Source organism: Porphyromonas macacae DSM 20710 = JCM 13914, from assembly GCF_000379945.1.
Classification (GTDB): domain Bacteria; phylum Bacteroidota; class Bacteroidia; order Bacteroidales; family Porphyromonadaceae; genus Porphyromonas; species Porphyromonas macacae.
The window spans coordinates 134,581-159,044 of sequence record NZ_KB904124.1 but is presented as its reverse complement, the minus strand read 5'-3'; the positions used below and the strand labels follow the sequence as shown (position 1 = coordinate 159,044).

The window sequence follows — 24,464 nt, the reverse complement described above, 5'->3', positions numbered from 1 at the left end:
TAATGAATAGTTTCAGTACACACCCCCGGCATCGAATTCACGCTTTTACCCGAAAAGAGCGTACATATCATCCCATCGTTTTACAGACTCCTCACCATATTTTGCCATGCTTTTTCTGATCTTATCGGGGCTTTTCATCCGGTCGGGGTTACTTTTGGAGAAAAACTTGTCGGCAAAGCAAACGATCTTTTCCTCTATGCTTTGAGGCGTATAGATGCCGGGAGGTAATATGATGCCTTTTTCGGCCAATACCTCAGGTGTCAGCCCCGTACCCGTATGCCGTTCCGCCACACGGGCGTGCATCGGAAAGCCGATCTCGCGCAACATCTCGGCTCCTAAAAATCCGTGCCGTATGTACGGCTCGGTGCCAAAACAATAAATATCCGGAGCATCTGTCCTGCACACGCCGATGTCATGCAGCATGGCTGCTTCACGGACAAACTGTTCGTCTGCACCCAACTCCGGATGTTTGCGAACGACCTCTACTGCCAGATTCGCCACATCTGCACTATGTTTTACCAAAAGGGCATACAGCAGTCCGGAAGGGCTGTAAAATCGTTTAATAATCTCTATAGGGTCTATGTTCATGGATATTTACACTCGTACGACATCTAATTTTTATATAAAGATAAAAGATAAGCCTGAGTTAAAATACAGAGTGCATTAAGATTAAAAGAAATTCCCCGGGCCTGCAATAAATTCAGCCGCCCGGGGATAGTTTTTCTTAAACAAAAGATAAATGCACGTCTATATAATCGCCAATCCTCCGCCGGATGTTTCTTTATACAGACTTGGCAGGTCGTGTCCCGTTTGTCGCATAACCTCCACAACCTGATCGAAAGAGACCCGGTGACTGCCATCGCTGAAGTTGCTGTAAGTATTCGCATCCAAAGCACGGGCAGCAGCAAAAGCATTTCGTTCGATACAGGGTATTTGTACCAGTCCGCACATCGGGTCGCAGGTCAGTCCCAAGTGGTGTTCGAGAGCCATCTCTGCCGCATATTCGATTTGAGCCAGCGACCCCCCGAAAAGCTGAGAAGCAGCTACGGAGGCCATTACGCAGCCTACCCCCACTTCGCCCTGACACCCCACTTCGGCACCGGAGATAGAAGCATTCGTTCGCACCACATTGGCAAACAATGCAGCTGAAGCCAAAGCGCGACAGATGCGCATATCGCTGAACTCGCGGGTCTGCTGCAAATAATACAATACCCCCGGTACGACTCCGCTACTGCCACAGGTGGGAGCTGTAACGACCTTTCCGCCGGCAGCATTCTGTTCACTCACCGCCAGGGCATAAGCATACACACGTCCGCGCCCCTGAAGACTCTTGCTGTACGCCTTACTTTTAATGAGATAAGTGGCAGCCTTTCTGCGCAATCCTAATCCGCCGGGCAACACACCCTCGGCCAGCAAGCCCTCCTCCACGGATCTCTTCATAGCTTCCCATATTTCTTGCAGATAGTCCCAAATGCCGGAACCTTCGTATTTCTCCACGTATTCCCAATAGCTCAGCCCTTCGGGACCGATTATATTGATAATATCTTTTATGGTGCTTTCGGGATAAATATCCTGAGTTTTTTGTTCGTTGAAATCCCGGTTTGCCAAAACGCCGCCACCAATACTGTAAACCTCGAAAGAATCGATTAGTTTACCCTCTGTATCGAATCCCTCGAAAAGCATCCCATTCGGATGAAAAGGCTTAAAGACATCGGGCTTCCATACGATTTCGGTCGTAGCCCGTGGCTCCAGAACTTCCAAAATGGCTACATCGGTCATGTGTCCTTTGCCTGTGGCGGCCAGACTGCCATAAAGCGTTACACGATAACGGGCAGCATGATTACAACGAGAAAGAAACATTTCGGCGGCTCTGCTCGGGCCAATAGTATGACTGCTGCTGGGGCCTTTTCCGATACGATAAATTTGTCTGATTGATTCCATAGGCTCGATATAGCTCATTAAGTGATTATCGAAGAGATAAATACAAAAAAGAGGCTTTGTTTCACGCAAAGCCTTTTCCATTGACTGCAAAATTAATCAAAAAAGGGATACGAAGAACTTTTCGCAACCCGACAGCCTGATGAACCGAGGAGAAAGCAATCCTCGCCGATCTATGCACATTCAGAACTTCTATTCTTTCAACATCCTGCCGGAGTCAAAATCTTTCGAGATGAAAATCGAATACCGGATTATACTTGTTCCATTCAAAGAAAGGCGTAACTTTGCGTGTGATGAGTTTATAAAAAACGGTAAAGTACGAAGGATGAATGTATTTTCCATATTACAGTGTTTTATTGCCGGTTAAACTCTTGGTGTTTGGAAGTTTTTTGCTTCCCGTATTTTCAGGATTAACGGTTTTGTACGGCAAACCGATAGTTTTCAAATAAGTTCCATGCAAAACAGAACGCAATCTTCGGCAGTTTTTTTACTGCTTCTTGTCTTGCTTTCACTCTCTTTGTCCACTTCCGGATGCAAGCAAAACCGTATGCCCGAATTGACAATACCGGTGCAGAGCGTCATACCTCAGGACAGCTCGCTCTCTCTTTTATTGATCGGCAAATATCGACAGGAAACCCTCCCTGTACCGAACAAAAAAATCGGGAAGAATTTCATTGTTCGTCCCGATACCTCTATCTATAAACATGCTCTTTTTTATACCGATGGCGGCAGCAAGCTCTCCGGTTATTTGCTCCGCAACGGCTCCTGGCAAAATATAGCTGCGGACTCCATTCGTCTGCTCTTGGAGAAGGATGTACCGTCTGCTGCCGAACTGCCGGATGCAAGCAGTCGCAACAACATTGTTCCGTTTTTAAGCGGAAAAGACGTTTACGGAAAAAACGTCAGCCTGTCTCAATTATACTACAAACATCCCGTAGCTCTCATTTTCACAGGAACACAGACATTAACGGCTTCCGATTCGCTCTTTTTGCGGTCGACCATAGATTCGGTTCAGGCCGACTCGATTATCCCGGTTTATTTGGTACTCACACCTTCAAATCAAGAGGCCCGGCAATATATCAATCGGGACAGCGCCAAATGCGTAATTTTCTCGGATTCTTTGGGAGTCGTCAGCAGAGCACGAAAAAAATACGGTATAAAAACCTCCTCCGCTCTCGTGCTGATAGACACATTGGGATACCTCATTCAATAAAAGGAGAAAAATAATCGAACAGACGTTACCAACAGAAGACCATAAAAACACCCGCTATCTTTCCTCATGTTAATTAAAACTTTTGCTGCAGCCCTACAAAGCATAGACGCACTGACCGTTACCATCGAGGTCAATTGCAGCCCCGGAGTTTATTACCAGCTGGTAGGATTGCCCGATACGGCAGTCAAAGAAAGTTACGACCGCATTGTCTCTGCAATCGACTCTGCGGATTACAAATTTCCGGGCAAACATATCGTAATCAACATGAGCCCCGCCGATATTAAAAAGGAGGGAACAGCCTATGACCTGCCTCTGGCTGTGGGAATATTGGCTGCGGATGAAGCCATCCCTCACGAACTGCTCGGCCGCTATATGATGATGGGCGAACTGGGGTTGGACGGCACTTTACGACCGGTCAAGGGAGCTTTACCTATTGCCATCAAAGCCCTTCAAGATGGTTTTGAAGGGCTGATTATACCGGAGAAAAACGCTCGAGAAGCCGCCGTGGTAGAGGGACTGAAAGTATTGCCGGCACAAAACCTCCGTGAAGTATTGGATTTTCTATCCGGCCGTGCGGAAATAAGGCCTCTCATCGTTGACACACGGGCAGAATTCGACTCTGCCAGAGAGTTCTTCGACTTGGATTTCTCAGATGTCAAAGGGCAGGAAAATGTTAAACGTGCTCTTGAAGTGGCAGCCGCCGGCGGGCACAACATACTTATGGTCGGAGCGCCGGGTAGTGGCAAAAGTATGATGGCCAAGCGTATGCCGGGTATCCTGCCTCCTTTTACCCTGAAAGAGTCTTTGGAAACAACCAAAATATATTCGGTGTGCGGCAAACTGGGAGCAAACACCACCTTGCTGACTCGCAGGCCTTACCGTTCCCCCCATCATTCGGTGAGCAGCGTAGCTTTGGTGGGCGGGGGTACAAATCCGCAACCGGGAGAAATCAGCCTGGCGCACAACGGAGTACTTTTTATGGATGAGCTGCCGGAGTTTAACCGTAATGTACTGGAGGTTCTCCGCCAACCGCTGGAAGAGCGCAGTGTAACAATATCCCGTGCAAAGTTTTCTGTGGATTACCCTGCAGGATTTATGCTGGTGGCAGCAATGAACCCCTGCCCGTGCGGATACTATAATCACCCTTCTCACGCTTGCGTCTGTTCACCGCAACAGGTACAGAAATATCTTTCCCGCGTCAGCGGGCCTCTGTTAGATCGTATCGACATTCAAGTCGAAATCGTTCCCGTTCCTTTCGACAAGCTGTCTGATGTCAAACCGGCCGAGAGCAGCGAAGCCATTCGCCGGCGCGTGGTGACGGCACGTGCTGTTCAAAACGAACGGTTCAGGCATGAACCTCATGTTCACTGCAATGCCCAAATGACACCCAAATTGATGCATAAGTATGCACAGCCCGAAGAAAAAGGGATGAAGAGACTGGAAAAAGCGATGGATAAACTCGGATTGAGCGCCCGGGCTTACGATCGCATTCTGAAAGTGGCACGTACGATAGCCGATCTGGATGGTTCTGAGCATATCGGTGCGGGACATATAGCCGAAGCCATTACTTATCGCAGCCTGGACAGGCAGAGCTGGGGCACTCTGACACAAGGAGCTCCATAATGATTTGATTATATTTGTGACAATAAAACGGTATTTATAAAAACTAATCATACAAAAACGGAAATATTATGAATTTGATTCAAGACATTATCGCCCGTGCCAAAGAAAATCCGCAACACATCGTGCTGCCGGAAGGCACAGAAGAACGCACCCTCCGTGCTGCAGATATGCTGTTGCGTGACAAGGTTGCCAAACTTACGCTTATCGGTAACCCGGACGAAATCAAAGCTTTGGCTAAGGAGTTAAATCTGGATCACATAGCAAAAGCTACACTCCTGAATCCTGCCAACCATGAAAAAAAACAGCAGTATGCCGAATTGTTGATGGAGCTGCGTAAGAAAAAAGGCATGACAGCCGAGGAAGCCGATAAACTCGTTCAAGATCCTCTTTATCTGGCTTGCCTGATGATTAAAAACGGCGATGCCGATGGTGAGATTGCCGGAGCCCGCAATGCAACCGGAGATGTTCTGCGCCCTGCTTTGCAAATTATCAAAACACTTCCCGGTATCAGCTGCGTCAGCGGTACGTTCCTGATGTTCTTGAAAGATAATTTTTATGGAGAAGATGGCCTGATGCTTTTTGCCGACTGCGCCGTTATGCCTAACCCCACAGCGCCGGAGTTAGCTCAGATCGCCGTTTCTACAGCATTGACCGCTCGTGCCATTGCGGCCATAGAGCCCCGTATCGCCATGTTGAGCTTCTCGACCAAAGGCAGTGCGAAAAACGAAGTAATCGATAAGGTGGTAGAGGCTACACGTATCGCTAAAGAAATGATGCCTAATCTCAATATCGACGGTGAACTGCAGGCAGATGCCGCTATTGTACCGAAGGTAGCTGCCCTGAAAGCACCGGAAAGCAAAGTGGCCGGAAAGGCAAACGTACTGGTATTCCCGAACCTGGAAGTAGGTAACATCGCCTATAAGTTGGTTCAGCGTTTGGGACATGCCGAAGCCGTAGGACCGATCCTGCAAGGTATGGCTGCTCCGGTCAATGACCTGAGCCGCGGCTGTTCGGTGGAAGATATTTACAAGATGGTGGCTATTACGGCCAATCAGGCTATTGCCCTCAAATAAATTGATTTTAAGAAAACACAAATAAAGAAAAAGGATGAAAATATTAGTGCTGAACTGTGGCAGTTCTTCTGTCAAGTATATGCTCATTGAGATGCCCGAGCGTAAGGTGTTGGCTCAGGGTGGTGTAGAGAAATTAGGTCTGGATGGCGCTTTCCTTAAATTCAAAACGCCCGATGGCAAGAAGGTGGTTTTGGAGAAGTTGATGCCCGACCACACCGTAGCCGTGGATTTTATCCTGAAAACACTTACCAGCGAAGAATACGGCTGCATCAAGAGTTTTGATGAAATTGACGCCATCGGCCACCGCCTTGTACATGGCGGGGAGAAATTCAGCGGCAGTGTAGAGATTACGCCTGAGATTATTGAAAAAGTACGCGAATGTATTCCTCTGGCTCCTTTACACAACCCCGCCAACCTGATGGGTGTGGAAGCCGTAACAAAGCTATTGCCCAATGTTCGTCAAGTGGGTGTATTCGATACGGCATTCTTCCAAACGATGCCCGAATATGCATACCGTTATGCTCTGCCTTATGATTTGTGCAAAAAATACGGCGTGCGCCGTTATGGTTTTCATGGTACGAGCCATCGCTATGTGAGCGCCCGAGCCTGTGAAATATTAGGCTTGGACTACAATAAAACCCGTATTATTACGGCACACATCGGCAACGGTGCTTCCATTGCAGCCATTAAAAACGGTAAAGCCATCGACACTTCTATGGGTATGACACCCTCAGAAGGGCTGATGATGGGAACACGCAGCGGAGATGTGGATCCGGGAGCATTGACTTTCCTTATGGAATATGAAAATCTGGATAGCAAAGGCCTTTCCAATCTGATTAACAAACAGTCCGGAGTAAATGGCGTGAGCGGGGTGAGCAGCGATATGCGCGAAATCGAAGAGGCAATTGAGAAAGGCAATGAACGTGCCATCCTCGCACTCGAGATGTATGACTATCGTATCAAAAAGTACATCGGAGCTTATATTGCAGCTCTCGGAGGTGTGGATGTCATCGTCTTTACCGGCGGTGTGGGAGAAAACCAGTGGACCACCCGCGAAATTGTCTGCGACGGCCTCGATTATATGGGTATCAAGATTGACAAGTCGGTGAATACCGATATGCGAGGCGAAGAAAAGGTTATCAGCACGCCGGACAGTAAAGTCACGGTTATTGTCGTTCCTACCGATGAAGAATACATGATAGCCAAGGATACGATGGATATCCTTTCAAAATAATCTAGGATTTAGCCTGACTTTTATTCTCAAGGGCTGTGTCAAAATTCATTTTTGGCACAGCCCCTTTCAGTTGAATCAGAATGTGTAAAGTACAAGGTGCTAATACTGAGGTTCAAGGGATTGTGACCGAAGCCGAAGGTCGCAAACAATGCAGTCATTTGCACATTCTGACACACCGCCTTTTTATGTTACATTTGTGACCAAGGGCTTTACTTGTCTGAAAGAAAAAGAGTGTCGATTATGGAAAAGAAAAACCCCAAAAAGAGAAAACGGCTTAAATGGCTGCGATTAATCTTATTTTTCTGTATCATCTTATTCCTTCTTTTGACAGGAACCAGCTGGTACATGCTTCGCTACTCCCTCAAGCCGGTCAACGTAACAGCTTTCAAAAACAAGAATACCGAAAAGTTCATGGCCGAAAACTATCCTTTCTACGTACCGTGGATGGATAGTTTGAGCCGAACCGGCGCATTGTGCGATACGGTCATTGTCAACCATGAAGGAAAACGTCTCCATGCCTATTACGTAAAAGCCGGCTCACCTACTGTCAGAACGGCAGTAGTGGTACATGGGTATACGGACAATGCGTTGCGAATGATGATGATCGGCTATCTGTATCACCATGATCTGGGGTATAACATTTTGCTGCCCGACCTCCAGTTCCATGGCGACAGCGAAGGCGAAGCCATACAGATGGGCTGGAAAGATCGCCTCGACGTACTCAGGTGGATGGACGTAGCCAACGAGCTGTTTGGTGGCCGGACGGAGATGGTTGTACACGGCATTTCTATGGGGGCTGCCACTGCCATGATGGTGTCGGGAGAGCCACAACAACCCTATGTAAAGGCTTTTGTGGAAGATTGCGGCTATACTTCCGTTTGGGATCAGTTTGCCAAAGAGCTGAAAGAACAGTTTCATCTGTCTCCCTTCCCTGTTTTACAAATGGCAAGCCTGTTTTGTGAATGGCAGTACGGATGGAATTTCCGTGAAGCATCGGCTCTCGAACAAGTATCCAAATGTACCCTCCCGATGCTTTTTATCCATGGCGATAAAGATGATTACGTTCCCACATGGATGGTAAAACCCCTCTACGATGCCAAACCCGCCCCAAAAGATATCTGGATTGCCCCGGGTTCAGACCACGCAAATTCATACAGAGATCACAAACAAGCTTATACGGAGCGGGTAGCTCGTTTTCTTGATAAAGCTTTTGCAACGACAGCAGATACGGTCGTAACGATGTAAATCGGATTCGGGGAAAGAAAAGACGAGGTGTCATCATGCGCAAATGACTGTGTTGCTTGCGATATTGGGCTTCGGTTACATGCTGATGTACGTTCCTTTCAGCCTCAGTCGTGGCAATTTGGGCATTCTGATAAACCTGAAAGGGGCTGTGCCAAAAATGAACTTTGACACAGCCCCTTTACCATTGTGTTTTATATTTTTCTACAACATATCGTTGAGCTGTTCCTGCAATTCGCGGCGCGCGAAGAAAATGCGGCTCTTAACCGTTCCCAAAGGGATATCCAGCGCTTCTGCTATTTCGTTGTACTTATATCCGGAAATATACATGGAAAACGGTTCTTTCAATGTATCCGAAAGGCTTTCGATAGCTGCAGTTATTTCTTTGATATCCATACTGCCCTCCGGAGTCGTATGCCCCCCTTCATTCAAGATGGGTACATTGTAAAGATCTGTACCGGCATCGATGATGGACTGCGAACGAACAATCTTGTGGTAGTTATTGATGAATATATTTCTCATGATGGTAAGCACCCATCCTTTGAAATTTACATTGTCAATAAATTTATCTCGATTGGAAAGAACTTTAAGAGATGTATCTTGTACCAGGTCTTCGGCGTCTGTGATATCTGCAGTGAGGGATAAGGCAAAATTGCGCATATAGTCTTGCATGCCGAGCAGGTCTTTTTGAAACTGTGACGCGTTCATACGGTGTCTTATTTAATGTGTTGATAATTGGGAGTCAGAATAAATCCTGAACCTTTTTAACAAAGATAAACTTTTAGAGCTAAGATTCTGTTTCTTTATTGATATAATTTTTCTATATTTCAATAGATATATTCTATAAATACAGGCCAATGAAAAAGTTTAGAATACCTTATAGCCTTCTTTGGGGGTTGCCTCAGATAGTCAGAGATTTGTCCCAATATCAACGCTATTATAAGGAAAGCTCTTTTAATAACAAACTCCTCCGCGTGTTGGCCAGTATAGGCAAAGCTGCCGCCAACGAAATGCTTTCTCTTTATTATTTGGTTAAGGATAAAGACGCAAACCTCTCTCTAAAGGAAAAAGCGATGGTTATAGGCGCTTTGGGTTATTTTGTTTTTCCGATGGATTTGATTCCGGATGTTTTTCTTACAGCCGTAGGCTTTAGTGACGATATTGCGGTGGCTATGCTGGTCTTGAATATATTAAAGAAGAAAATAACACCCGAAATTCAGGAGAAAGCCCGTAAAAAAACAAATGAATTATTCTCCTGCCGTCAAAATTCATCCAAGATTATGCCCGAATCCGTCGAATAAGGTTAGAGGTGCTGTTATTCTATTTTATTCAAATCTCAGAAACGGTTCTGCGGACACAAGATTGATTGAAATTTGTTTATTTCAATATTATATTGAACTTATTTTTTCTTATTCAGGTCTTTTTTAAGCTAATTTATTCGTGTATTGTTCTATATTTGTTCCGATGAAGAATATCAACCGAATGGCAGAAATTCATTTTTCGATTAAAACAAGTATTGAATACAGATGCAGGAAACACCGATAAAAACGATAAAAAACGGCAACCCGTTCAGCCGCGTATGGCGATTTTATGTTTCGGGATTTAAGAATATGTCCGGCACGGGTCGTGTGCTTTGGCTGATTATTTTGGTCAAACTTTTTATCATGTTTGCTATTCTGAGAGCCTTCTTCTTCCCTAATTTCCTTGGCCAACAAGCTCAAGACAGGGATGGGAGGGCTAAATACGTACAGGAGCAACTGGTAGACAGGAAGATTAAACGGTAAGTAGGAGAAACGTAAACAGAGATGCCTTATGCCGTAAGACATCGGCTCAAAAACTTTTTACTCCGAACAGAAAAAAGTCAAGATATTACTATAAATAAAAAAGTTGTCTATGGATTTAGAATCATTACTTAATTGGTCGAGGGCTCAATTTGCACTAACGGCTATGTATCACTGGCTGTTCGTACCGCTGACCCTTGGTTTGGGCATTATCATGTCTTTGGCCGAAACCCGTTATTATCGCACGGGCAACCTTTTTTGGAAATCCTCGGCCAAATTCTGGCAAAAGATTTTCGGTATCAATTTTGCCATTGGAGTCGCTACGGGTTTGATCCTCGAATTCCAGTTCGGAACGAACTGGTCTAACTACAGCTGGTTCGTAGGAGATATTTTCGGCGCCCCGCTCGCCATTGAGGGTATCCTGGCATTCTTCATGGAAGCCACATTTATTGCCGTCATGTTCTTTGGCTGGGAGAAAGTAAGCAAAGGCTTTCACCTTACTTCCACCTGGTTAACGGTAATCGGCGCCACCATTTCTGCCGTATGGATACTGGTGGCGAACAGTTGGATGCAATCTCCCGTCGGCATGGAATTCAACCCGGATACGGTAAGAAGCGAAATGTCGGACTTCTGGGCTGTGGCTCTTTCACCGGTAGCCATCAACAAATTTTTCCACACCACGCTTTCGGCCTGGGTACTCGGTGCCGTTGTGGCAGCCGGTATCTGTTCGTGGTATCTGCTCCGCAATCGCAATAAGGAGTTTGCATTGAAAAATCTCAAGCTGGTGGCGCCATTCGGACTGTTGGCTATTTTACTCACCGTTTACACCGGAGACTCCAGCGCATATATCATAGCAGATCGCCAGCCGATGAAATTCGCGGCCATGGAAGCGCTTTACGACAGTGGCAGCAACACTCCGGACAATAAAACGTTGGATGGGAAAGGCCAGGCTCTGAGTGTTTTCGGAGTATTGAATCCTGCTAAAAAAACCGCAGAAGACGGTGTGGATCCGTTCTTCTTCAATATCAAGGTTCCCAAGATGCTTTCTCTTTTAAGTACGCGCACCACAGACGGCTATGTGCCGGGCATCACCAATCTGCTCAACGGAGGTTTTTATCTGCCCGACGGCACCTTGGCCATCTCTGCCGAAGAAAAAATGGCTAAGGGACGCGTGGCCATCAATGCTTTGAATGAGTATATCAAAGCCAAAGAGCAGGGCGATGAAGCATCCATGGCGAAAAGTCGTGAAGAGCTGAACGCCAATTTCTCTTATTTCGGCTACGGATATATCAAGGATAAAAACGAACTTGTGCCCAATGTACCTATCACTTATTACTCCTTCCGTATCATGGTCGGTCTGGGCACACTCTTCATTCTGCTCTTCGTCCTGATGCTGTTTTTCATCCGCAAACCCGAGCATTACATCAAACTTCGCTGGTTCCACATCGTCAATATCATTGCCGTACCGTTGGTTTACCTTTGCAGTCAGAGTGGCTGGGTGGTAGCCGAGGTGGGGCGTCAGCCATGGGCTATTCAAAATCTTTTACCATTGCAGGCAGCCGTTTCCAAGTTGGAGGCCTCATCGGTCATGCTGACCTTTACTGTCTTCCTTGTTCTCTTCACCATTCTGTTGATTGCCGAATTGAACATCATGTTCAAGGCTATCAAGCACGGCCCGGTGGAAGAAAAGAGAATTGCAGCAAAATAAGAGCTTTCCGAAGCGATACATTAACCATTAAAAAAGAAAAATTATGGATTATTCATTAATGCAGGAATATTGGTGGTTTCTGATTTCTCTCCTGGGAGCCCTGTTGGTTTTTCTTCTGTTCGTACAAGGGGGGCAGTCGTTGATTTTCAGTCTGGGCAAAGAGCCGATGGATCGTAAGATGCTGGTCAACTCCACCGGCCGCAAGTGGGAGTTCACTTTCACCACACTGGTCACCTTCGGCGGAGCTTTCTTTGCGTCATTCCCGTTGTTCTATTCCACCAGTTTCGGTGGAGCCTACTGGGTGTGGATGCTTGTACTTCTTTGTTTTGTTATTCAGGCCGTATCTTACGAGTATCAAAACAAGCACGGCAACGTCTGGGGCAGTAAAACCTATCAGGTCTTTTTGTTCCTCAATGGCGTGCTCGGCCCGCTTCTTTTGGGCGTAGCGGTATCTACATTCTTTACCGGCTCTTATTTTACGGTTAATAAGGCCTCTATTCTGGATCTTACCGGTGGCAGCCAAGTCATTTCACAGTGGGTTCCGTACAAAGGCTTTATGCTGCATGGACTGGAGGCCGTATTCAATCCCTGGAATCTGGTACTGGGCGTGGCTGTTTTCTTCCTGTCGCGCACCACAGCCCTTTTGTATTTCATCAACAATATCAACGACGTGCGTCTGCGCACCGAAGCCAACAGGCGTTTATTCAAGAATGCAGGGGCTTTTCTGGTATTTTTCCTGGCTTATATCGGATTTTTGTTTACGACCAAAGGTTTTGCCGTAGATCCTGCAACGGGAACGGTTTCCATGGAATCATTCAAATACTTGAATAACTTCCTGCAAATGCCCGTAGTATCGGCTCTGTTCCTGATCGGTGTGGTATTGGTGCTTTTCGGTATCGGTAAAACCGTGATGAATAAAAACTTTACCAAAGGTATCTGGTTTGAGGGAACGGGTGTGGTGCTCACTGTGCTGGCACTGTTCCTTGTGGCCGGTTGGAATAATACGTCTTATTACCCCTCTCTTCATGACCTGCAGAGTTCGCTGACTATCAGAAACAGCTCCTCCAGTCCTTTTACATTGAAAGCCATGAGTATCGTGTCGTTATTGATACCGTTTGTGCTGGCTTATATTTTCTATGCCTGGCGTGCACTCGACCTGCGCAAGATTACCAAACAGGAAATGTCCGATTCGAGCAATGCTTCTTATTGAAACGAGCTCGAAAGGTGCGACCTTTTGAGTTCCGGCTCTTTCCGCACTTTGCCTGTCATACAAAAAGAAAACCAACGGCTCTGAAATCGGCCGTTGGTTTTTTATTTTACTGTCTGTCCGGTGCATCTATTTCTCAGACAGCAACCAGTCCAAAGAAACCTCCGTAAACCAGATATCGTAGGCGATCTGATCGTCTTCTTCGCTCAATATGCCGATGTTGCCATTGGGCAGAATGGTCAATGAGCTGTAAGCCGATTCGCCTCTGCAAATCGTTTTTCTGTAAGGCCATGTTTTACCGCTGTCTTTACTTACGAAGAGGGTAAGATTAACCCGGTCTTTATCTGCCGGCAATGTATGCAGCAGTATCCGACTTTCGGCACCGCTGTTTTTCGCGGAGTAGCGAATGATTGCCCCATTGCAGTTGGTTCCCGTCATATCTTCCCATCGGGCAAGGGGTGTCCATGTTTTACCCAAGTCTGCCGTCAAGGCATAAGAGCGCGGATTCGGGTTGGCATCGCGATTTCTGCTGCTCACCAAAAGACGTCCGTCTGCCAGCTCCACCACTTTCGATTCGTCTCCGTTGTTGCGCAGCGCATCGGACGTCAGCCATGTTTTGCCCTCATCGCGGCTATACACCAATATGTTTTCCAATGGTCCTCCCCATTCGGCAGAAGTGCGCATGGCGGCTACAAATACAATTGTACCATCGCTTGTAACCAACCCTCGTCCTGAGGCAAAGAAACCACCAGGCCGGTTCTTTCCCCGGTAAACCTGAGCGGTTATATTCCTCGGTTCTGTCCAGGTTTTACCGCCATCCGTGCTCCGGCATACGAACATTTCCTGCATCTTTCGGGGATTGCTGTGCCACAAACCATTGCCTCCCACCATCACCATCGTAATCGTGTTGCCGCTGATAGCCATTGCTGCATCGCCGTAACCGTAATCCGGAGTACCCTTAGCCACAGTTATCGGTTCGCTCCAGGTTTTGCCGCCATCCGAACTTCGTTTGACCAGCACATCGATGTCTGCCGGCAAATCTCCCGAGTGGTTTTTGCGTTTATCGGCACAGGCCACCAACGTGCCGTCGGCACAGGTTACAATACCCGGTATACGGTAGCTTACGGATCCGTCATCGCCCGGCATCCAGACCAGGGTACGCATGGGTACGATGGTATGCTCGGTTGTGGGAGCATCGGCAACAGGCAAGGCATCTATGCTCAGGAAAGAGGTTTTTACAGCATTTCCCTCTCTTGCCGTCCCGGCGATATCCAGACAAAGCCACAGTGTCACCTTATGTGTGTTTGTTTTCCGGGCAAATTTTGTGGAAAAAGTCAGCCGATTTCCGGCCGGTTTTGCCATGGCGATAGCCGTGTGCAGGCTGCGCGGGTCAAAACGGTCGGCCCTGTCGCTGAGATACAGCGTTGCCCGTTCGATGTCTCGTATATCGGTCGAGCCCTCCAATTTCACCGTAATCGTTTGAGGAAGTCCGGTTTGGGGTGAAAAGGTTATCGATGCCACGGCCTGATCGGGGCCACGTCCGATAAGGCTCGCATTGGTCGGTTGAATGTATAATCCGGTTATCTCTTTTGTCTTTTGTCGTGCCGCAACAGGAAGGGAAAAAGCCATTAGCAGACTTAATAAAAAAGCGTTGCGCGCAGAAAGTAAGGAGTTCATTGTGCAAGTATCTTTAGTTTATTCGTTTTTTTACTCTTCCGGGCAAAGATAGATGTTTCCCGATTAACCTTGAATTTCACCGAGGGTTCAAAACCATTCTAAAAGGTCCGAATTTTACTTCCTTAAGGAGACGAGAAATTCTTGTTAAGGAAAATAAAAAACCAAGTTAACTTGGTTGAAAATTCTTTGCCTGAAGAATTTTCAACCATCAGGCAGAGAATTTTCATTTGCAGCAAAAGCCTTAGTATAAGCGACTTAGGGAAAGCGTTTTTTTTACCGGGCGAGACCTCAAAAAAAATGATTTTTGAAAGGTTTTTCAATACAGATTTACACGATACCGCAAAGAGATAACCGGATGTTTTCCAATGAATCAGACACAAATGCCTAAGAAAAAACGGCTCATATAGCTAAAAAAAATCCCAACCATTCGAACTTTTTACACATTATAATATAAGCCTATGGCTGTTTATTCTTCGAAATATTTTTTCTTCTTCACTGAAAATATTTTCTTTGAAAATTTATTTCCAATGGAAAATATTTATATCTTTGTCACATAAAAGCAAAAAAGCAGCGATATGAAGTATGTAATTGTGGGCGGTGTAGCCGGCGGTGCTACAGCCGCAGCCAGATTGAGAAGAATAGATGAAAAGGCGGAGATCGTATTATTTGAGAAAGGAGAATATATCTCTTACGCAAATTGCGGACTGCCTTATTATATAGGCGGTGTGATAGAAGACAGAGAAAATCTCTTTGTGCAGACACCGGCCTCTTTCGCCGAACTATTCAACTTCGACGTTCGTGTAAAAAGCGAAGTGACCCGTATAGACCGCACGAACAAGCAAGTGGAAGTACTGAGAGCCGATGGAACGAAATATACCGAAAACTATGATAAATTATTACTTTCACCCGGTGCTCTGCCCGTTGTACCTCCCCTGCCGGGAGTGAACAGCCCCGGTGTTTTCACCCTGCGCAACGTGGCAGACACCGATGCCATTAAAAGCTACATAGATGAGCACAACGTCAAGCATGCCATCGTAGTAGGCGGAGGCTTCATTGGGTTGGAGATGGCCGAAAACCTTCACGAAAAAGGCATTCGCGTCGATGTGGTGGAAATGGCACCACAAGTGATGACACCGATAGATTTCTCCATGGCTGCCATCATACATGCCCACATGAAAGAAAAAGGTGCAGGCCTGTACTTGGGAAAAGCAGTGAAAAGCATTCAGGAGAAATCGGGTTTTCTTTCCCTTTCTTTGGATTCGGGAGAAAAGCTGGATGCCGATCTGGTATTGCTATCCATAGGGGTACGACCGAATACCGAACTGGCGGTAAACGCCGGCCTGGAAACAGGCGAAGCGCGCGGAATAAAAGTAAACGAATATCTGTGTACTTCGGATCCCGACATCTATGCCGTGGGCGATGCCATTGAATTTCCTCACCCGATCACCGGCAAACCATGGACGAACTACCTGGCAGGCCCGGCCAATCGGCAGGCACGCATCGTGGCTGACAACATGAAGTACGGGAACAGGAAAAAATACGAAGGAGCCATCGGTACAGCCATTGCCAAGGTATTCGACCTTACCGTCGGGGCTACGGGGCTGTCCGCCAAAGCGCTCAAACAGAACGGTATCCCCTATCTGACAGCTACGGTGCAACCGAACAGCCATGCCGGATATTATCCGGATGCCTACCCCATGACTCTTAAAATCGTATTCGATCCGGAAAACGGTCGCCTGTACGGAGCCCAATGCGTAGGTATAGACGGTGTGGACAAACGGATAGACTCCATTGCCCAACTTATCAAACACAACGGCACCGTAGAAGATCTCATACAAACGGAACAAGCCTATGCCCCACCTTTCTCATCTGCCAAAGACCCTGTGGCCATGGCTGGCTATGTGGCCGACAACATTCTTGCCGGAAGACTGAAGCCACTTTACTGGAGAGAGATGCAAAAAGCCGACCCGAACGAGGTGAGTATCATCGACGTACGGCTGAAGCAGGCTTACGACATCGAGCATATCCGTGGAGCCATCTCGATACCCTTGGAGGAGATGCGAGAAAGAATGAAAGAAATACCCACCGACAAACCTGTCTATATTTATTGCGCCGTAGGCTTAAGAGGATATCTGGCTTCGAACATATTGCGCCAGAGCGGTTTCCGGGATGTGCGAAACCTCATCGGAGGATATCGCCTCTATTCGACTGCCACGGCAGATTATAATACGGCAGCGCAGGAGAGGGGAAAGAAGCAGTCTAACAATCATCCGGACACATCGACCGTGGCTTTGCAGGTAAACGCCTGCGGAATAGCCTGCCCGGGACCCATTCTGAGACTTAAACAGGGTATCGAAAAAATAAAAACCGGCGAAAGGCTGCGCATAGAGGCTACCGATCCGGGTTTTGTGCGGGATGCCGGAGCATGGTGCGAAACCACCGGACACAGACTGATAAGCCAGGACATCGACAAAGGGAAATATATCGTAACGATAGAGAAGACTTCGTGCAAGGAAGACGGCACTTGTGTAAGCAAAACGCCGGGCAAGGGTAAAACTTTTATCCTTTTCAGCGATGATCTCGACAAAGCTTTAGCTACTTTTGTATTGGCCAACGGAGCGGCTGCCACGGGACAGAAAGTAACCGTCTTCTTTACTTTTTGGGGGCTGAATGCCATCAAAAAGATGACGGACAGAAAACCGAAGAAAGATATCTGGGGTAAAATGTTCGGCATGATGTTACCCAAAGACAGTCGTAAGTTAAAACTTTCCAAAATGAACATGGGCGGACTGGGAGCTAAAATGATGCGCATGGTGATGAAAAAGAAACAGGTAGACTCTTTGGAGAGCATGCGTATGCAGGCATTGGCAAACGGAGTGGAGTTCATTGCCTGCCAAATGTCCATGGATGTGATGGGCATCGGTAAAGAGGAACTGATGGACGAAGTGACCATAGGCGGAGTAGCCACCTATATGAATCGCGCCGAACAGGCCAATATCAATCTGTTTATCTAAAAAACGGGATAAAGCATGGAAAATGTAAAAAATATTTGTCTGATGCGTGAACTGATACGGGCTTTACGGGAAGTGGAAAGCAGCTTGATGGAACAGACGGGCAGCGATCTCAACCAGGCGATGGTGCTGTGCGTACTGGCCGATGAACCGATTTCTGCATCGGAAATAGCGAACCGTATCGGCCTTTTGCCGGCACAAACATCCAAACTGCTGTCGGCAGTAGAAAACAGAGGTTGGATAAAACGCCAATTCGGACAGGAGGATAAACGAAAAATGTTCTTCAGCCTGACAGCCGCCGGAAAAAAAGAATTGGATGTACTGAAAAAGATAGAACTCGATATTCCCGCCGTACTGCAACCGGTATTTCAGGCCGAAGAAAAAAGATAATGCACAGGGTTCTTATGGTGCAAAATACAGTAGAAAACTGCTACCCGATGGTTTTTAACGGACTGTGGGGTGCAGTTTTTTCTTTTTCTAAAAAACTGATGTCTTTGAATAAACTGAAAAGAGCCGAAGAAATCGTATAAAAACAGATAAAAAAGTCTCGACGGATGTATTTTTTATCTAAAAAACAAAAAAGAGATGCGGAACAGACAGCATAAAAGATGAAAGCAAAGACTTTGCTATGCAAAATATGCCGTGTTTTTTGTAGCTTTGTTTTTAATCATATCCATACAGCACACTATAGCAATGAATATACGGCGTTCTTTCTGGGCTGTCATGATGCTCGGCATAGCATTGAACAGCTTGGCGCAAACCAATATAATCCGATACGATGCAAACAAAAGCAACGATTTCGGCATCGTCTATAACCTGCCTAAAACCCAAATTATCGTAGAAGCTATTGTAGACCGTGAAATCTATACTCCGGGAATTCTTAGCGATTATGCCCTGAAATATTTGAATCAACGCGTGAAGCTGGAGCCATCGGAAAGCTACAGGCTCTCCGGTTTGCGCGTACGCTCTGCGGGCATACCCGACAAGGAGCATCAATACGTCATAGAGTTTCGCCCCGGCACGGTGGCTCCTTACGTCACCCTTACGACTGCGGGCATCATCAACGGCATCAACAGCAAAGCGAAGCCTCAGGAAGAAACCGCTATAGAAGGTTTGGGGAAAAGATCCGGCACACGCAGACAGCAGCCCTCTTTACCGCAGGAATACAATATGGCCGGTTCGGTAAGCAAACAGGCCGAAATAGCGGCTCAGTATCTTTTCCATGTTCGCGAAAGCAGCATCAACATCGTAACCGGAGATGTGGATCAGATGCCTAAAGACGGGCAGGCGATGAAAATCGTTATGGACAGGCTCAAACAGGAAGAGCTGGCCACGCTGGCCTTATTCACAGGCGATACCATCCGTGAACGCTCGGTTTACAGAGTAACAATAGATCCTGCTGCTCCGATACAAAACCGTATAATTTTCCGTTTCTCAGAGCAATTAGGCGCATTGGATGCAGACAATCTGGCCGGTGCTCCCGTTCGTTTAGACCTGAGTATTATAGACAAGGCTCCCGAACTTTCCCCGAAAGAACAGGAGAAATACCTGCGCAACCTCAAAGGCATTGTTTATAATATGCCGGGAATCGGCCTGGTGAAAATCGACTATGAAGGCAAAACCTTATTCAAAGGGCAAGTACACGTTACCCAGTGGGGAACAAAGCAATGTCTGGCTCCGAAAATGTTTAAGGATCGTAATGACAGCTCTCCGAGTATTCTATTCGACATCAATACCGGAGGTATCGTCAGCATCAAAGGGCCGGACGGCAACAACCTGTAACAACGATTTTTTTAACAATAATTTTATAAAACAATTTTAACTTATGGCAAAAAATCATCCTAAAGGGCTGATCGTTTTGGCTCTGGCAAACATGGGCGAGCGTTTCGGCTATTACACCATGTTGGCGATCCTGACCCTTTACATGCAGGCGAAGTTCGGCTTCTCTTCTGCAACTACCAGTATGATATACGGTACCTTCCTGGCACTCGTGTATTTCTTACCGGTATTCGGGGGTATTGTGGCCGACAAATGGCTCGGATACGGTAAAACCATTCTGATCGGTATCACCATCATGTTTGCCGGCTATCTGTTGCTGGGCATGCCCTTCGGCACAGGTACAGAAGGTATCATGTTCATGATTTTGTCCCTCATACTCATCTCTGCCGGCACAGGTCTCTTCAAAGGAAACCTTCAGGCTCTGGTGGGTAAGTTGTACGACAATCCTCTGTACTCCAAAAACAGAGACATGGCATTCTCGATCTTTTACATGTTTATCAACATCGGTGCTTTCTTTGCCCCCAGTATGGGTAATGCCATCACCAACAGCGTGCTGGCCAAAGAAGATTTCTATTACGATGCAGCCATTCCTCAAAACTATGTCAAGCTGAATGACAAAGTCGTTCAAGAAGCCGACTTTATTGCAGAGTATCAGCAACACCACCCCGGTTATGCTCGGGAAACTCCGGAAAAACAGCAGGAAATCATCAGCAAAGCCAAGAAAAAACAAGGCGTAATGTTCCCTGCCGATGAAGCTGAAGCTCTTTTCAATATTAAACTGGCCGGTTTGCACCAGTATACGGTAGCCAAGAAGATTACCGATCCTGCCATGATGGTAACCGATAAGGACTACGAAATCATGGCCAGCCGTAACGAAGCAGATCAACCTAAAAAAGATGAGATCCGTGCACGTATCGAAGCTGTGGAAGTACCTGCAGAATTGGTAGGAGCAGAAGTTTCAGAAGGTTTTGAAAAAGATTTCGGTCACAAGTATGTATCTACTTCTCTTTCCAAATCGTATAGCTGGGCTTTCTTTGTAGCTTGCGGCAGTTTGATTGTCTCCATTTTGATTTTCTTCTTCTTCCGCAGCACCTGGAAAGCGGCCGATGTTACGGCCAAACAAGCCAAAGCAGCACAAGGAGGACATCAAGTGCCGGAAATGTCCAAGAAAGAGGTTAACGACCGTCTGCTGGCTCTCGGTTTGGTATTCCTGGTTGTGATCTTCTTCTGGATGGCTTTCCACCAAAATGGTTTGACCATGACATTCTTTGCTCGTGACTATACGATAAGCAAGGTTACTCCCAATCAGTTTATGGCCTTTTCGCTGCTGATGCTCATTCCGTTCATTTGCTTTATGTACGGTGTTTATCTCTCTACTTTCGGTCTTCTCGGTGGTAAGAAAAATGCCAAGTCCGGTATTATTCTGATCCTGTTGGGTATTGCCGGATTGATCGGCGGTTATTACCTGGATATCAAATCCATTACAGAAGCGACTAAGAGCATCACTCCGCAGATTTTCCAGCAGTTCAATCCGTTCTTTATCATTCTGCTTACTCCGGTAACCGTGGGTCTCTTCTCCTATTTGGCGCGGAGAGGCAAGGAACCGTCAGCACCGCGCAAGATCGGTATCGGTATGCTTTTGGCAGCCGTAGGATTCCTCGTACTGCTCGTTTGCTCTATCGGTCTGCCTGCACCTAACGATATTAACGGCACGAGCAATATATTGGTATCGCCTAACGTGTTGATCAGCACTTATTTCGTGCTGACGCTTGCAGAGCTGTTCCTCAGCCCGATGGGTCTTTCTTTTGTATCCAAAGTTGCTCCTCCTCAATATGCCGGCTTGATGCAAGGCGGTTGGCTGGCAGCTACCGCTGTAGGAAACTTCCTCGTAGGCGTAATGGGTTCTTTCTGGGAAAAACTTTCGCTGGTGGCATTCTGGGGCGTACTTATCGCATGCTGTCTGGTTTCTGCAGCATTCATCTTCTCTGTGATGAAACGTCTTGAACGTGTAACATCCGATAATAAATAAACCGGACGACTCAAATATAAAAGGCTGCCTTCATTCAAATAAGGCAGCCTTTTTCTTCAGCCCGTTGTATTCGGGTTCTGTATAGATCGGGCGTCAGTTTTTTATCCAGTTAACAATCTTATCGGACATGGGAGACTCTTTGGGCGCAACAAAACCAACCCAATTGCCCTCTTCATCGATCATAAATTTCTGGAAATTCCATTGCACCGGGGCATCTTCTTTTCCATTCTGTGCTTTCTCCGTCAACCATTCATAAAGCGGATGCCGATCTTCTCCCTTTACGGATATCTTAGCCATCATGGGGAAGGTTACATCGTAGTTCGACGAGCAAAAGCTGGCAATTTCTTCGTTGCTTCCCGGTTCCTGCTCATTGAAGTTATTGGCAGGGAAACCGACAACTACAAAGTTCTGATCTTTATAAGTCCGATACAACTCCTCGAGTTGTGCATACTGGGGTGTAAGCCCGCATTTGGAAGCTACATTTACAACCAGCACTTTTTTTCCTTTCAACTGGGATAATGGGAATTCTTTTCCGTCAATAGTTTGTACGGTGAAATCATGGAAGGTTTTATTTTGTGCACTCAAAGTAAACGCAAAAAGCACACTCAAAACCATCAAACAAATTTTTTTCATAATCTATATTTTTTAATACATCTCAATAAATAAACGGGAAAATGTCAATTATTATTATCCTTTTACATTGAACGAATTCAAAATAGCCAATAAAACCCCGGATTTTTTTAAGACTCTATAAGTCTTTTTAAGCATGTATTAAGCCTTGAAAGAGAATAAAAAAGCGAACTTTATCGTCAAAGTATAAATATGATGCCGAATGCCTCTGCGAATTGTCTCTTTTTTTATACTGCTCTTTAGCTTGATGCCTTTGACCAAGGCACAGGCAACGCTGCAAGCACAACTTGCAGCAGATACGTTATTACTCAAAAAATCGAATGTGGAGATGACGGCTACGAAGAATTCAAAAAAAGATACTTCCATTCACATCATGGGACCGCAGCCTCCGAAAACCTTACCCTCTCCACAAAAAGCACTTTTTCTGAATACCCGGGAATTGCTCAAACAGCCCTCTTTGGAACATCCGACCCTGAAAACAAATGCTGTAAGCTCATCGACACAAAGCTCCGAAATAAAACAGATAAACATCGGCAAAATACAGATAGAGCCGTTTTCCTATCGAGTTAACAGCATAGACTTGTTGAATACACATAACGAAAGCAAAACAATGGGAGCCGATATCCGGCTAAGTAAAAATTTCAGGATAGAGACGGCTGTCAGGATCGGACTTTCATCCTCGCCTTATATCCCTACAATAGAAAAACACTACAATGTTTATGCAGGCACGGCTTTTTCTCCCAAAGAAAATATGCGCTATAAACTGGGGCTTAACTACGGATCGTATATGCGCCACAATTACTTACAACCTGATTTGAGTGCAGAAATACGCCTTAGCAAACGCATCGACATACAGTTCGACGCAGGGGCTTATTTTTATAATACACCTTATTCTTCAGGCTTTAAGAACACCCAATTGTACTCGTCGTTACGGATGGAATATGCATTCGATTCGGGCTTCTATCTCTTCGGCATGGCTCACTCCGGCTATTTCAGGCCTTACGGGAATTATGGCAATCCTTATCTGGCAGGTATGTATGGAGGACTTGGCGGTGGAGTCGGCTACAGGGTGAGTACGGGCGGGCGTATCGAAGGAGGAGTTGTGTACAATTACGATCCCCGAACGGGTCGTTTCCATCCCACCCCTTACGTTAATATGGGAGGATTGTTCTCTCTGATTATCAAAGCAATCGCCGGATTGTTCGAAGACTGACAGCAACTCTGCCTGCACCTATCTGTAAAACGGTCTGTTTGTACATAGCTTTTTGCTACCTTTATGCTTCAAGCTTATGAACACTATGGACATTGAAGAAGTCATTAAACGAATCACGAACGGTGGTGCCCTGACAAAAGAAGAGGCGGAAGAGCTATCCCGGCTGCCGGACAAAGAATCCTTATACGAAGCGGCGCACCGCATTACAAAAGCATTTCATTCAAATAAATTCGATACCTGCTCCATTATTAATGTTAAAAGCGGCAAGTGCCCCGAAAACTGTAAATGGTGTGCCCAAAGTGCCCATTTCAAAACAACGGCGGAAGTATACGACGTACTCTCCACGGAAGAATGTATGCAGCAGGCTGCATTCAATCGAAAGCAGGGTGTAGGGCGTTACTCTCTGGTGGCTAGCGGGCGCAGACCGACCGATGCCGAAATACACCGGTACATTGAAAGCTATCATTCCATACGCCGCAACGTACCCGGTCTCAAACTATGCGCTTCACTGGGGCTGTGTACGGAAGAGCAACTGAACAGACTGTTCGAAGCCGGTGTCACCACTTATCACTGCAATATGGAAACGGCACCCAGCTATTTCGGCAACTTATGTTCTACACACACGCAGCAGGATAAAGAAGCTACGTTAGCGGCCGCTCGCCGGGTGGGCATGCGTATCTGTTCCGGAGGTATTATCGGTATGGGCGAAACCATGGAGCAGCGCATCGAGTTCGCTTTTTATCTATCCTCGCTCGGGTCGCTTTCCATTCCCATCAATATTCTGCAACCGATCCCGGGCACACCGCTGGACCGGTCGGAGCGGCTCGACGAAGAGGAATACCTGACCACCGTAGCCCTTTTCAGGCTTATCAACCCCAAAGCTTTTTTACGTTTTTCGGGCGGACGGGCACAACTCAGCGACGATACGCAGCGCAAGGCGATTCATTTAGGCATCAACTCGGCCATTACGGGAGATATGCTCACCACCGTCGGCTGTACCACGCCGCACGATATGGCAATGATAGAAGAGTTGGGAATGGTGAACAGCAACGATACGGATTGGGAGGTAAAACATGATCACTGACAGGCAAAACATAAACAGCACA

Annotated in this window: 22 protein-coding genes; 17 read left to right on the top strand and 5 right to left on the bottom strand. The window is 46.5% G+C overall.

Translation table 11 applies throughout. The annotated features are described in order from the left end of the window. Nucleotides 1–45: 45 nt before the first annotated feature. Both A3GI_RS0100760 and A3GI_RS0100755 read right to left on the bottom strand, forming a co-directional pair. On the bottom strand, nucleotides 46–588 hold the full coding sequence (locus tag A3GI_RS0100760) for an HDIG domain-containing metalloprotein (protein ID WP_018359567.1): 543 nt from the start codon (nucleotides 586–588) through the stop codon (nucleotides 46–48). A 159-nt stretch (nucleotides 589–747) separates the two neighbouring features. Continuing rightward, nucleotides 748–1,941, bottom strand: coding sequence for an L-serine ammonia-lyase, iron-sulfur-dependent, subunit alpha (locus A3GI_RS0100755; RefSeq protein ID WP_025079382.1), 1,194 nt, complete (start codon nucleotides 1,939–1,941; stop codon nucleotides 748–750). Between the two features lie 139 nt (nucleotides 1,942–2,080). Between A3GI_RS0100755 and A3GI_RS0100750 the strand changes: the two genes are divergently transcribed. The 6 genes from A3GI_RS0100750 to A3GI_RS10175 all read left to right on the top strand — a co-directional run bounded on the left by A3GI_RS0100750 (nucleotide 2,081) and on the right by A3GI_RS10175 (nucleotide 8,326). Next, nucleotides 2,081–2,305: a hypothetical protein gene (locus A3GI_RS0100750; protein WP_018359565.1), complete on the top strand. Its 225-nt coding sequence runs from the start codon at nucleotides 2,081–2,083 to the stop codon at nucleotides 2,303–2,305. A 180-nt stretch (nucleotides 2,306–2,485) separates the two neighbouring features. Next, nucleotides 2,486–3,151, top strand: coding sequence for a hypothetical protein (locus A3GI_RS0100745; protein ID WP_147277704.1), 666 nt, complete (start codon nucleotides 2,486–2,488; stop codon nucleotides 3,149–3,151). 66 nt (nucleotides 3,152–3,217) lie between these two features. Next, on the top strand, nucleotides 3,218–4,774 hold the full coding sequence (locus tag A3GI_RS0100740) for a YifB family Mg chelatase-like AAA ATPase (RefSeq protein ID WP_018359563.1): 1,557 nt from the start codon (nucleotides 3,218–3,220) through the stop codon (nucleotides 4,772–4,774). Between the two features lie 68 nt (nucleotides 4,775–4,842). Continuing rightward, nucleotides 4,843–5,847, top strand: coding sequence for a phosphate acetyltransferase (gene pta, locus A3GI_RS0100735; protein ID WP_018359562.1), 1,005 nt, complete (start codon nucleotides 4,843–4,845; stop codon nucleotides 5,845–5,847). A gap of 34 nt (nucleotides 5,848–5,881) precedes the next feature. Continuing rightward, complete coding sequence (locus tag A3GI_RS0100730) at nucleotides 5,882–7,081, top strand: acetate kinase (RefSeq protein ID WP_018359561.1); 1,200 nt, start codon at nucleotides 5,882–5,884, stop codon at nucleotides 7,079–7,081. 240 nt (nucleotides 7,082–7,321) lie between these two features. Continuing rightward, nucleotides 7,322–8,326: an alpha/beta hydrolase gene (locus A3GI_RS10175; protein ID WP_018359560.1), complete on the top strand. Its 1,005-nt coding sequence runs from the start codon at nucleotides 7,322–7,324 to the stop codon at nucleotides 8,324–8,326. A 201-nt stretch (nucleotides 8,327–8,527) separates the two neighbouring features. Here the strand turns inward: A3GI_RS10175 and A3GI_RS0100720 are convergent, their stop codons facing one another. After that, nucleotides 8,528–9,031, bottom strand: coding sequence for an RNA polymerase sigma factor (locus A3GI_RS0100720; protein ID WP_018359559.1), 504 nt, complete (start codon nucleotides 9,029–9,031; stop codon nucleotides 8,528–8,530). A 149-nt stretch (nucleotides 9,032–9,180) separates the two neighbouring features. Here A3GI_RS0100720 and A3GI_RS10170 point away from each other — a divergent pair, with 149 nt between their 5' ends. The 4 genes from A3GI_RS10170 (at nucleotide 9,181) to A3GI_RS0100700 (ending at nucleotide 13,022) form a co-directional block, all read left to right on the top strand. Continuing rightward, nucleotides 9,181–9,624: a YkvA family protein gene (locus A3GI_RS10170; RefSeq protein WP_018359558.1), complete on the top strand. Its 444-nt coding sequence runs from the start codon at nucleotides 9,181–9,183 to the stop codon at nucleotides 9,622–9,624. Between the two features lie 225 nt (nucleotides 9,625–9,849). Further along, nucleotides 9,850–10,107, top strand: coding sequence for a DUF4492 domain-containing protein (locus A3GI_RS0100710; RefSeq protein ID WP_018359557.1), 258 nt, complete (start codon nucleotides 9,850–9,852; stop codon nucleotides 10,105–10,107). A gap of 109 nt (nucleotides 10,108–10,216) precedes the next feature. Then, a complete protein-coding gene (locus A3GI_RS0100705; RefSeq protein ID WP_018359556.1) occupies nucleotides 10,217–11,812 on the top strand; it encodes a cytochrome ubiquinol oxidase subunit I in 1,596 nt (531 codons plus the stop codon). Nucleotides 11,813–11,855: 43 nt separating this feature from the next. Further along, nucleotides 11,856–13,022, top strand: a complete 1,167-nt coding sequence (locus A3GI_RS0100700; RefSeq protein WP_018359555.1) for a cytochrome d ubiquinol oxidase subunit II — start codon at nucleotides 11,856–11,858, stop codon at nucleotides 13,020–13,022. Nucleotides 13,023–13,148: 126 nt separating this feature from the next. Here A3GI_RS0100700 and A3GI_RS10165 read toward each other — a convergent pair whose 3' ends face one another. Beyond that, the gene (locus tag A3GI_RS10165; protein ID WP_018359554.1) at nucleotides 13,149–14,696 is read right to left on the bottom strand and encodes a sialidase family protein; all 1,548 of its coding nucleotides are present in this window, start codon (nucleotides 14,694–14,696) and stop codon (nucleotides 13,149–13,151) included. 575 nt (nucleotides 14,697–15,271) lie between these two features. Between A3GI_RS10165 and A3GI_RS0100685 the strand changes: the two genes are divergently transcribed. From A3GI_RS0100685 to A3GI_RS0100665, 5 genes are all read left to right on the top strand, one after another. Further along, nucleotides 15,272–17,710: an FAD-dependent oxidoreductase gene (locus A3GI_RS0100685; RefSeq protein WP_018359553.1), complete on the top strand. Its 2,439-nt coding sequence runs from the start codon at nucleotides 15,272–15,274 to the stop codon at nucleotides 17,708–17,710. A gap of 15 nt (nucleotides 17,711–17,725) precedes the next feature. After that, a complete protein-coding gene (locus tag A3GI_RS0100680; protein WP_018359552.1) occupies nucleotides 17,726–18,097 on the top strand; it encodes a MarR family winged helix-turn-helix transcriptional regulator in 372 nt (123 codons plus the stop codon). A gap of 14 nt (nucleotides 18,098–18,111) precedes the next feature. Continuing rightward, entirely contained in the window at nucleotides 18,112–18,237 is a 126-nt protein-coding gene (locus tag A3GI_RS11890; protein WP_256592959.1) for a hypothetical protein, read from the top strand. Nucleotides 18,238–18,400: 163 nt separating this feature from the next. After that, nucleotides 18,401–19,489 carry a DUF4831 family protein gene (locus A3GI_RS0100670; protein WP_018359550.1) on the top strand — a complete coding sequence of 363 codons (1,089 nt, stop codon included), beginning with the start codon at nucleotides 18,401–18,403 and terminating at the stop codon, nucleotides 19,487–19,489. Nucleotides 19,490–19,532: 43 nt separating this feature from the next. Continuing rightward, on the top strand, nucleotides 19,533–21,515 hold the full coding sequence (locus A3GI_RS0100665; RefSeq protein WP_018359549.1) for a peptide MFS transporter: 1,983 nt from the start codon (nucleotides 19,533–19,535) through the stop codon (nucleotides 21,513–21,515). A gap of 93 nt (nucleotides 21,516–21,608) precedes the next feature. Here A3GI_RS0100665 and A3GI_RS0100660 read toward each other — a convergent pair whose 3' ends face one another. Continuing rightward, nucleotides 21,609–22,148, bottom strand: a complete 540-nt coding sequence (locus tag A3GI_RS0100660) for a glutathione peroxidase (RefSeq protein ID WP_018359548.1) — start codon at nucleotides 22,146–22,148, stop codon at nucleotides 21,609–21,611. A gap of 199 nt (nucleotides 22,149–22,347) precedes the next feature. Between A3GI_RS0100660 and A3GI_RS0100655 the strand changes: the two genes are divergently transcribed. Continuing rightward, nucleotides 22,348–23,358: a hypothetical protein gene (locus tag A3GI_RS0100655; protein ID WP_018359547.1), complete on the top strand. Its 1,011-nt coding sequence runs from the start codon at nucleotides 22,348–22,350 to the stop codon at nucleotides 23,356–23,358. Between the two features lie 85 nt (nucleotides 23,359–23,443). Continuing rightward, nucleotides 23,444–24,442, top strand: coding sequence for a biotin synthase BioB (gene bioB / locus A3GI_RS0100650; RefSeq protein WP_018359546.1), 999 nt, complete (start codon nucleotides 23,444–23,446; stop codon nucleotides 24,440–24,442). Nucleotides 24,443–24,464 lie beyond the last annotated feature (22 nt).

What these genes read in the sequence shown, in the direction of transcription:
- A3GI_RS0100760 (WP_018359567.1), bottom strand. Translation starts at nt 588, where the DNA reads ATGAACATAGACCCTATAGAGATTATTAAACGATTTTACAGCCCTTCC.
- A3GI_RS0100755 (WP_025079382.1), bottom strand. Translation starts at nt 1,941, where the DNA reads ATGGAATCAATCAGACAAATTTATCGTATCGGAAAAGGCCCCAGCAGC.
- A3GI_RS0100750 (WP_018359565.1), top strand. Translation starts at nt 2,081, where the DNA reads ATGAACCGAGGAGAAAGCAATCCTCGCCGATCTATGCACATTCAGAAC.
- A3GI_RS0100745 (WP_147277704.1), top strand. Translation starts at nt 2,486, where the DNA reads ATGCCCGAATTGACAATACCGGTGCAGAGCGTCATACCTCAGGACAGC.
- A3GI_RS0100740 (WP_018359563.1), top strand. Translation starts at nt 3,218, where the DNA reads ATGTTAATTAAAACTTTTGCTGCAGCCCTACAAAGCATAGACGCACTG.
- pta (WP_018359562.1), top strand. Translation starts at nt 4,843, where the DNA reads ATGAATTTGATTCAAGACATTATCGCCCGTGCCAAAGAAAATCCGCAA.
- A3GI_RS0100730 (WP_018359561.1), top strand. Translation starts at nt 5,882, where the DNA reads ATGAAAATATTAGTGCTGAACTGTGGCAGTTCTTCTGTCAAGTATATG.
- A3GI_RS10175 (WP_018359560.1), top strand. Translation starts at nt 7,322, where the DNA reads ATGGAAAAGAAAAACCCCAAAAAGAGAAAACGGCTTAAATGGCTGCGA.
- A3GI_RS0100720 (WP_018359559.1), bottom strand. Translation starts at nt 9,031, where the DNA reads ATGAACGCGTCACAGTTTCAAAAAGACCTGCTCGGCATGCAAGACTAT.
- A3GI_RS10170 (WP_018359558.1), top strand. Translation starts at nt 9,181, where the DNA reads ATGAAAAAGTTTAGAATACCTTATAGCCTTCTTTGGGGGTTGCCTCAG.
- A3GI_RS0100710 (WP_018359557.1), top strand. Translation starts at nt 9,850, where the DNA reads ATGCAGGAAACACCGATAAAAACGATAAAAAACGGCAACCCGTTCAGC.
- A3GI_RS0100705 (WP_018359556.1), top strand. Translation starts at nt 10,217, where the DNA reads ATGGATTTAGAATCATTACTTAATTGGTCGAGGGCTCAATTTGCACTA.
- A3GI_RS0100700 (WP_018359555.1), top strand. Translation starts at nt 11,856, where the DNA reads ATGGATTATTCATTAATGCAGGAATATTGGTGGTTTCTGATTTCTCTC.
- A3GI_RS10165 (WP_018359554.1), bottom strand. Translation starts at nt 14,696, where the DNA reads ATGAACTCCTTACTTTCTGCGCGCAACGCTTTTTTATTAAGTCTGCTA.
- A3GI_RS0100685 (WP_018359553.1), top strand. Translation starts at nt 15,272, where the DNA reads ATGAAGTATGTAATTGTGGGCGGTGTAGCCGGCGGTGCTACAGCCGCA.
- A3GI_RS0100680 (WP_018359552.1), top strand. Translation starts at nt 17,726, where the DNA reads ATGGAAAATGTAAAAAATATTTGTCTGATGCGTGAACTGATACGGGCT.
- A3GI_RS11890 (WP_256592959.1), top strand. Translation starts at nt 18,112, where the DNA reads ATGGTGCAAAATACAGTAGAAAACTGCTACCCGATGGTTTTTAACGGA.
- A3GI_RS0100670 (WP_018359550.1), top strand. Translation starts at nt 18,401, where the DNA reads ATGAATATACGGCGTTCTTTCTGGGCTGTCATGATGCTCGGCATAGCA.
- A3GI_RS0100665 (WP_018359549.1), top strand. Translation starts at nt 19,533, where the DNA reads ATGGCAAAAAATCATCCTAAAGGGCTGATCGTTTTGGCTCTGGCAAAC.
- A3GI_RS0100660 (WP_018359548.1), bottom strand. Translation starts at nt 22,148, where the DNA reads ATGAAAAAAATTTGTTTGATGGTTTTGAGTGTGCTTTTTGCGTTTACT.
- A3GI_RS0100655 (WP_018359547.1), top strand. Translation starts at nt 22,348, where the DNA reads ATGCCTCTGCGAATTGTCTCTTTTTTTATACTGCTCTTTAGCTTGATG.
- bioB (WP_018359546.1), top strand. Translation starts at nt 23,444, where the DNA reads ATGGACATTGAAGAAGTCATTAAACGAATCACGAACGGTGGTGCCCTG.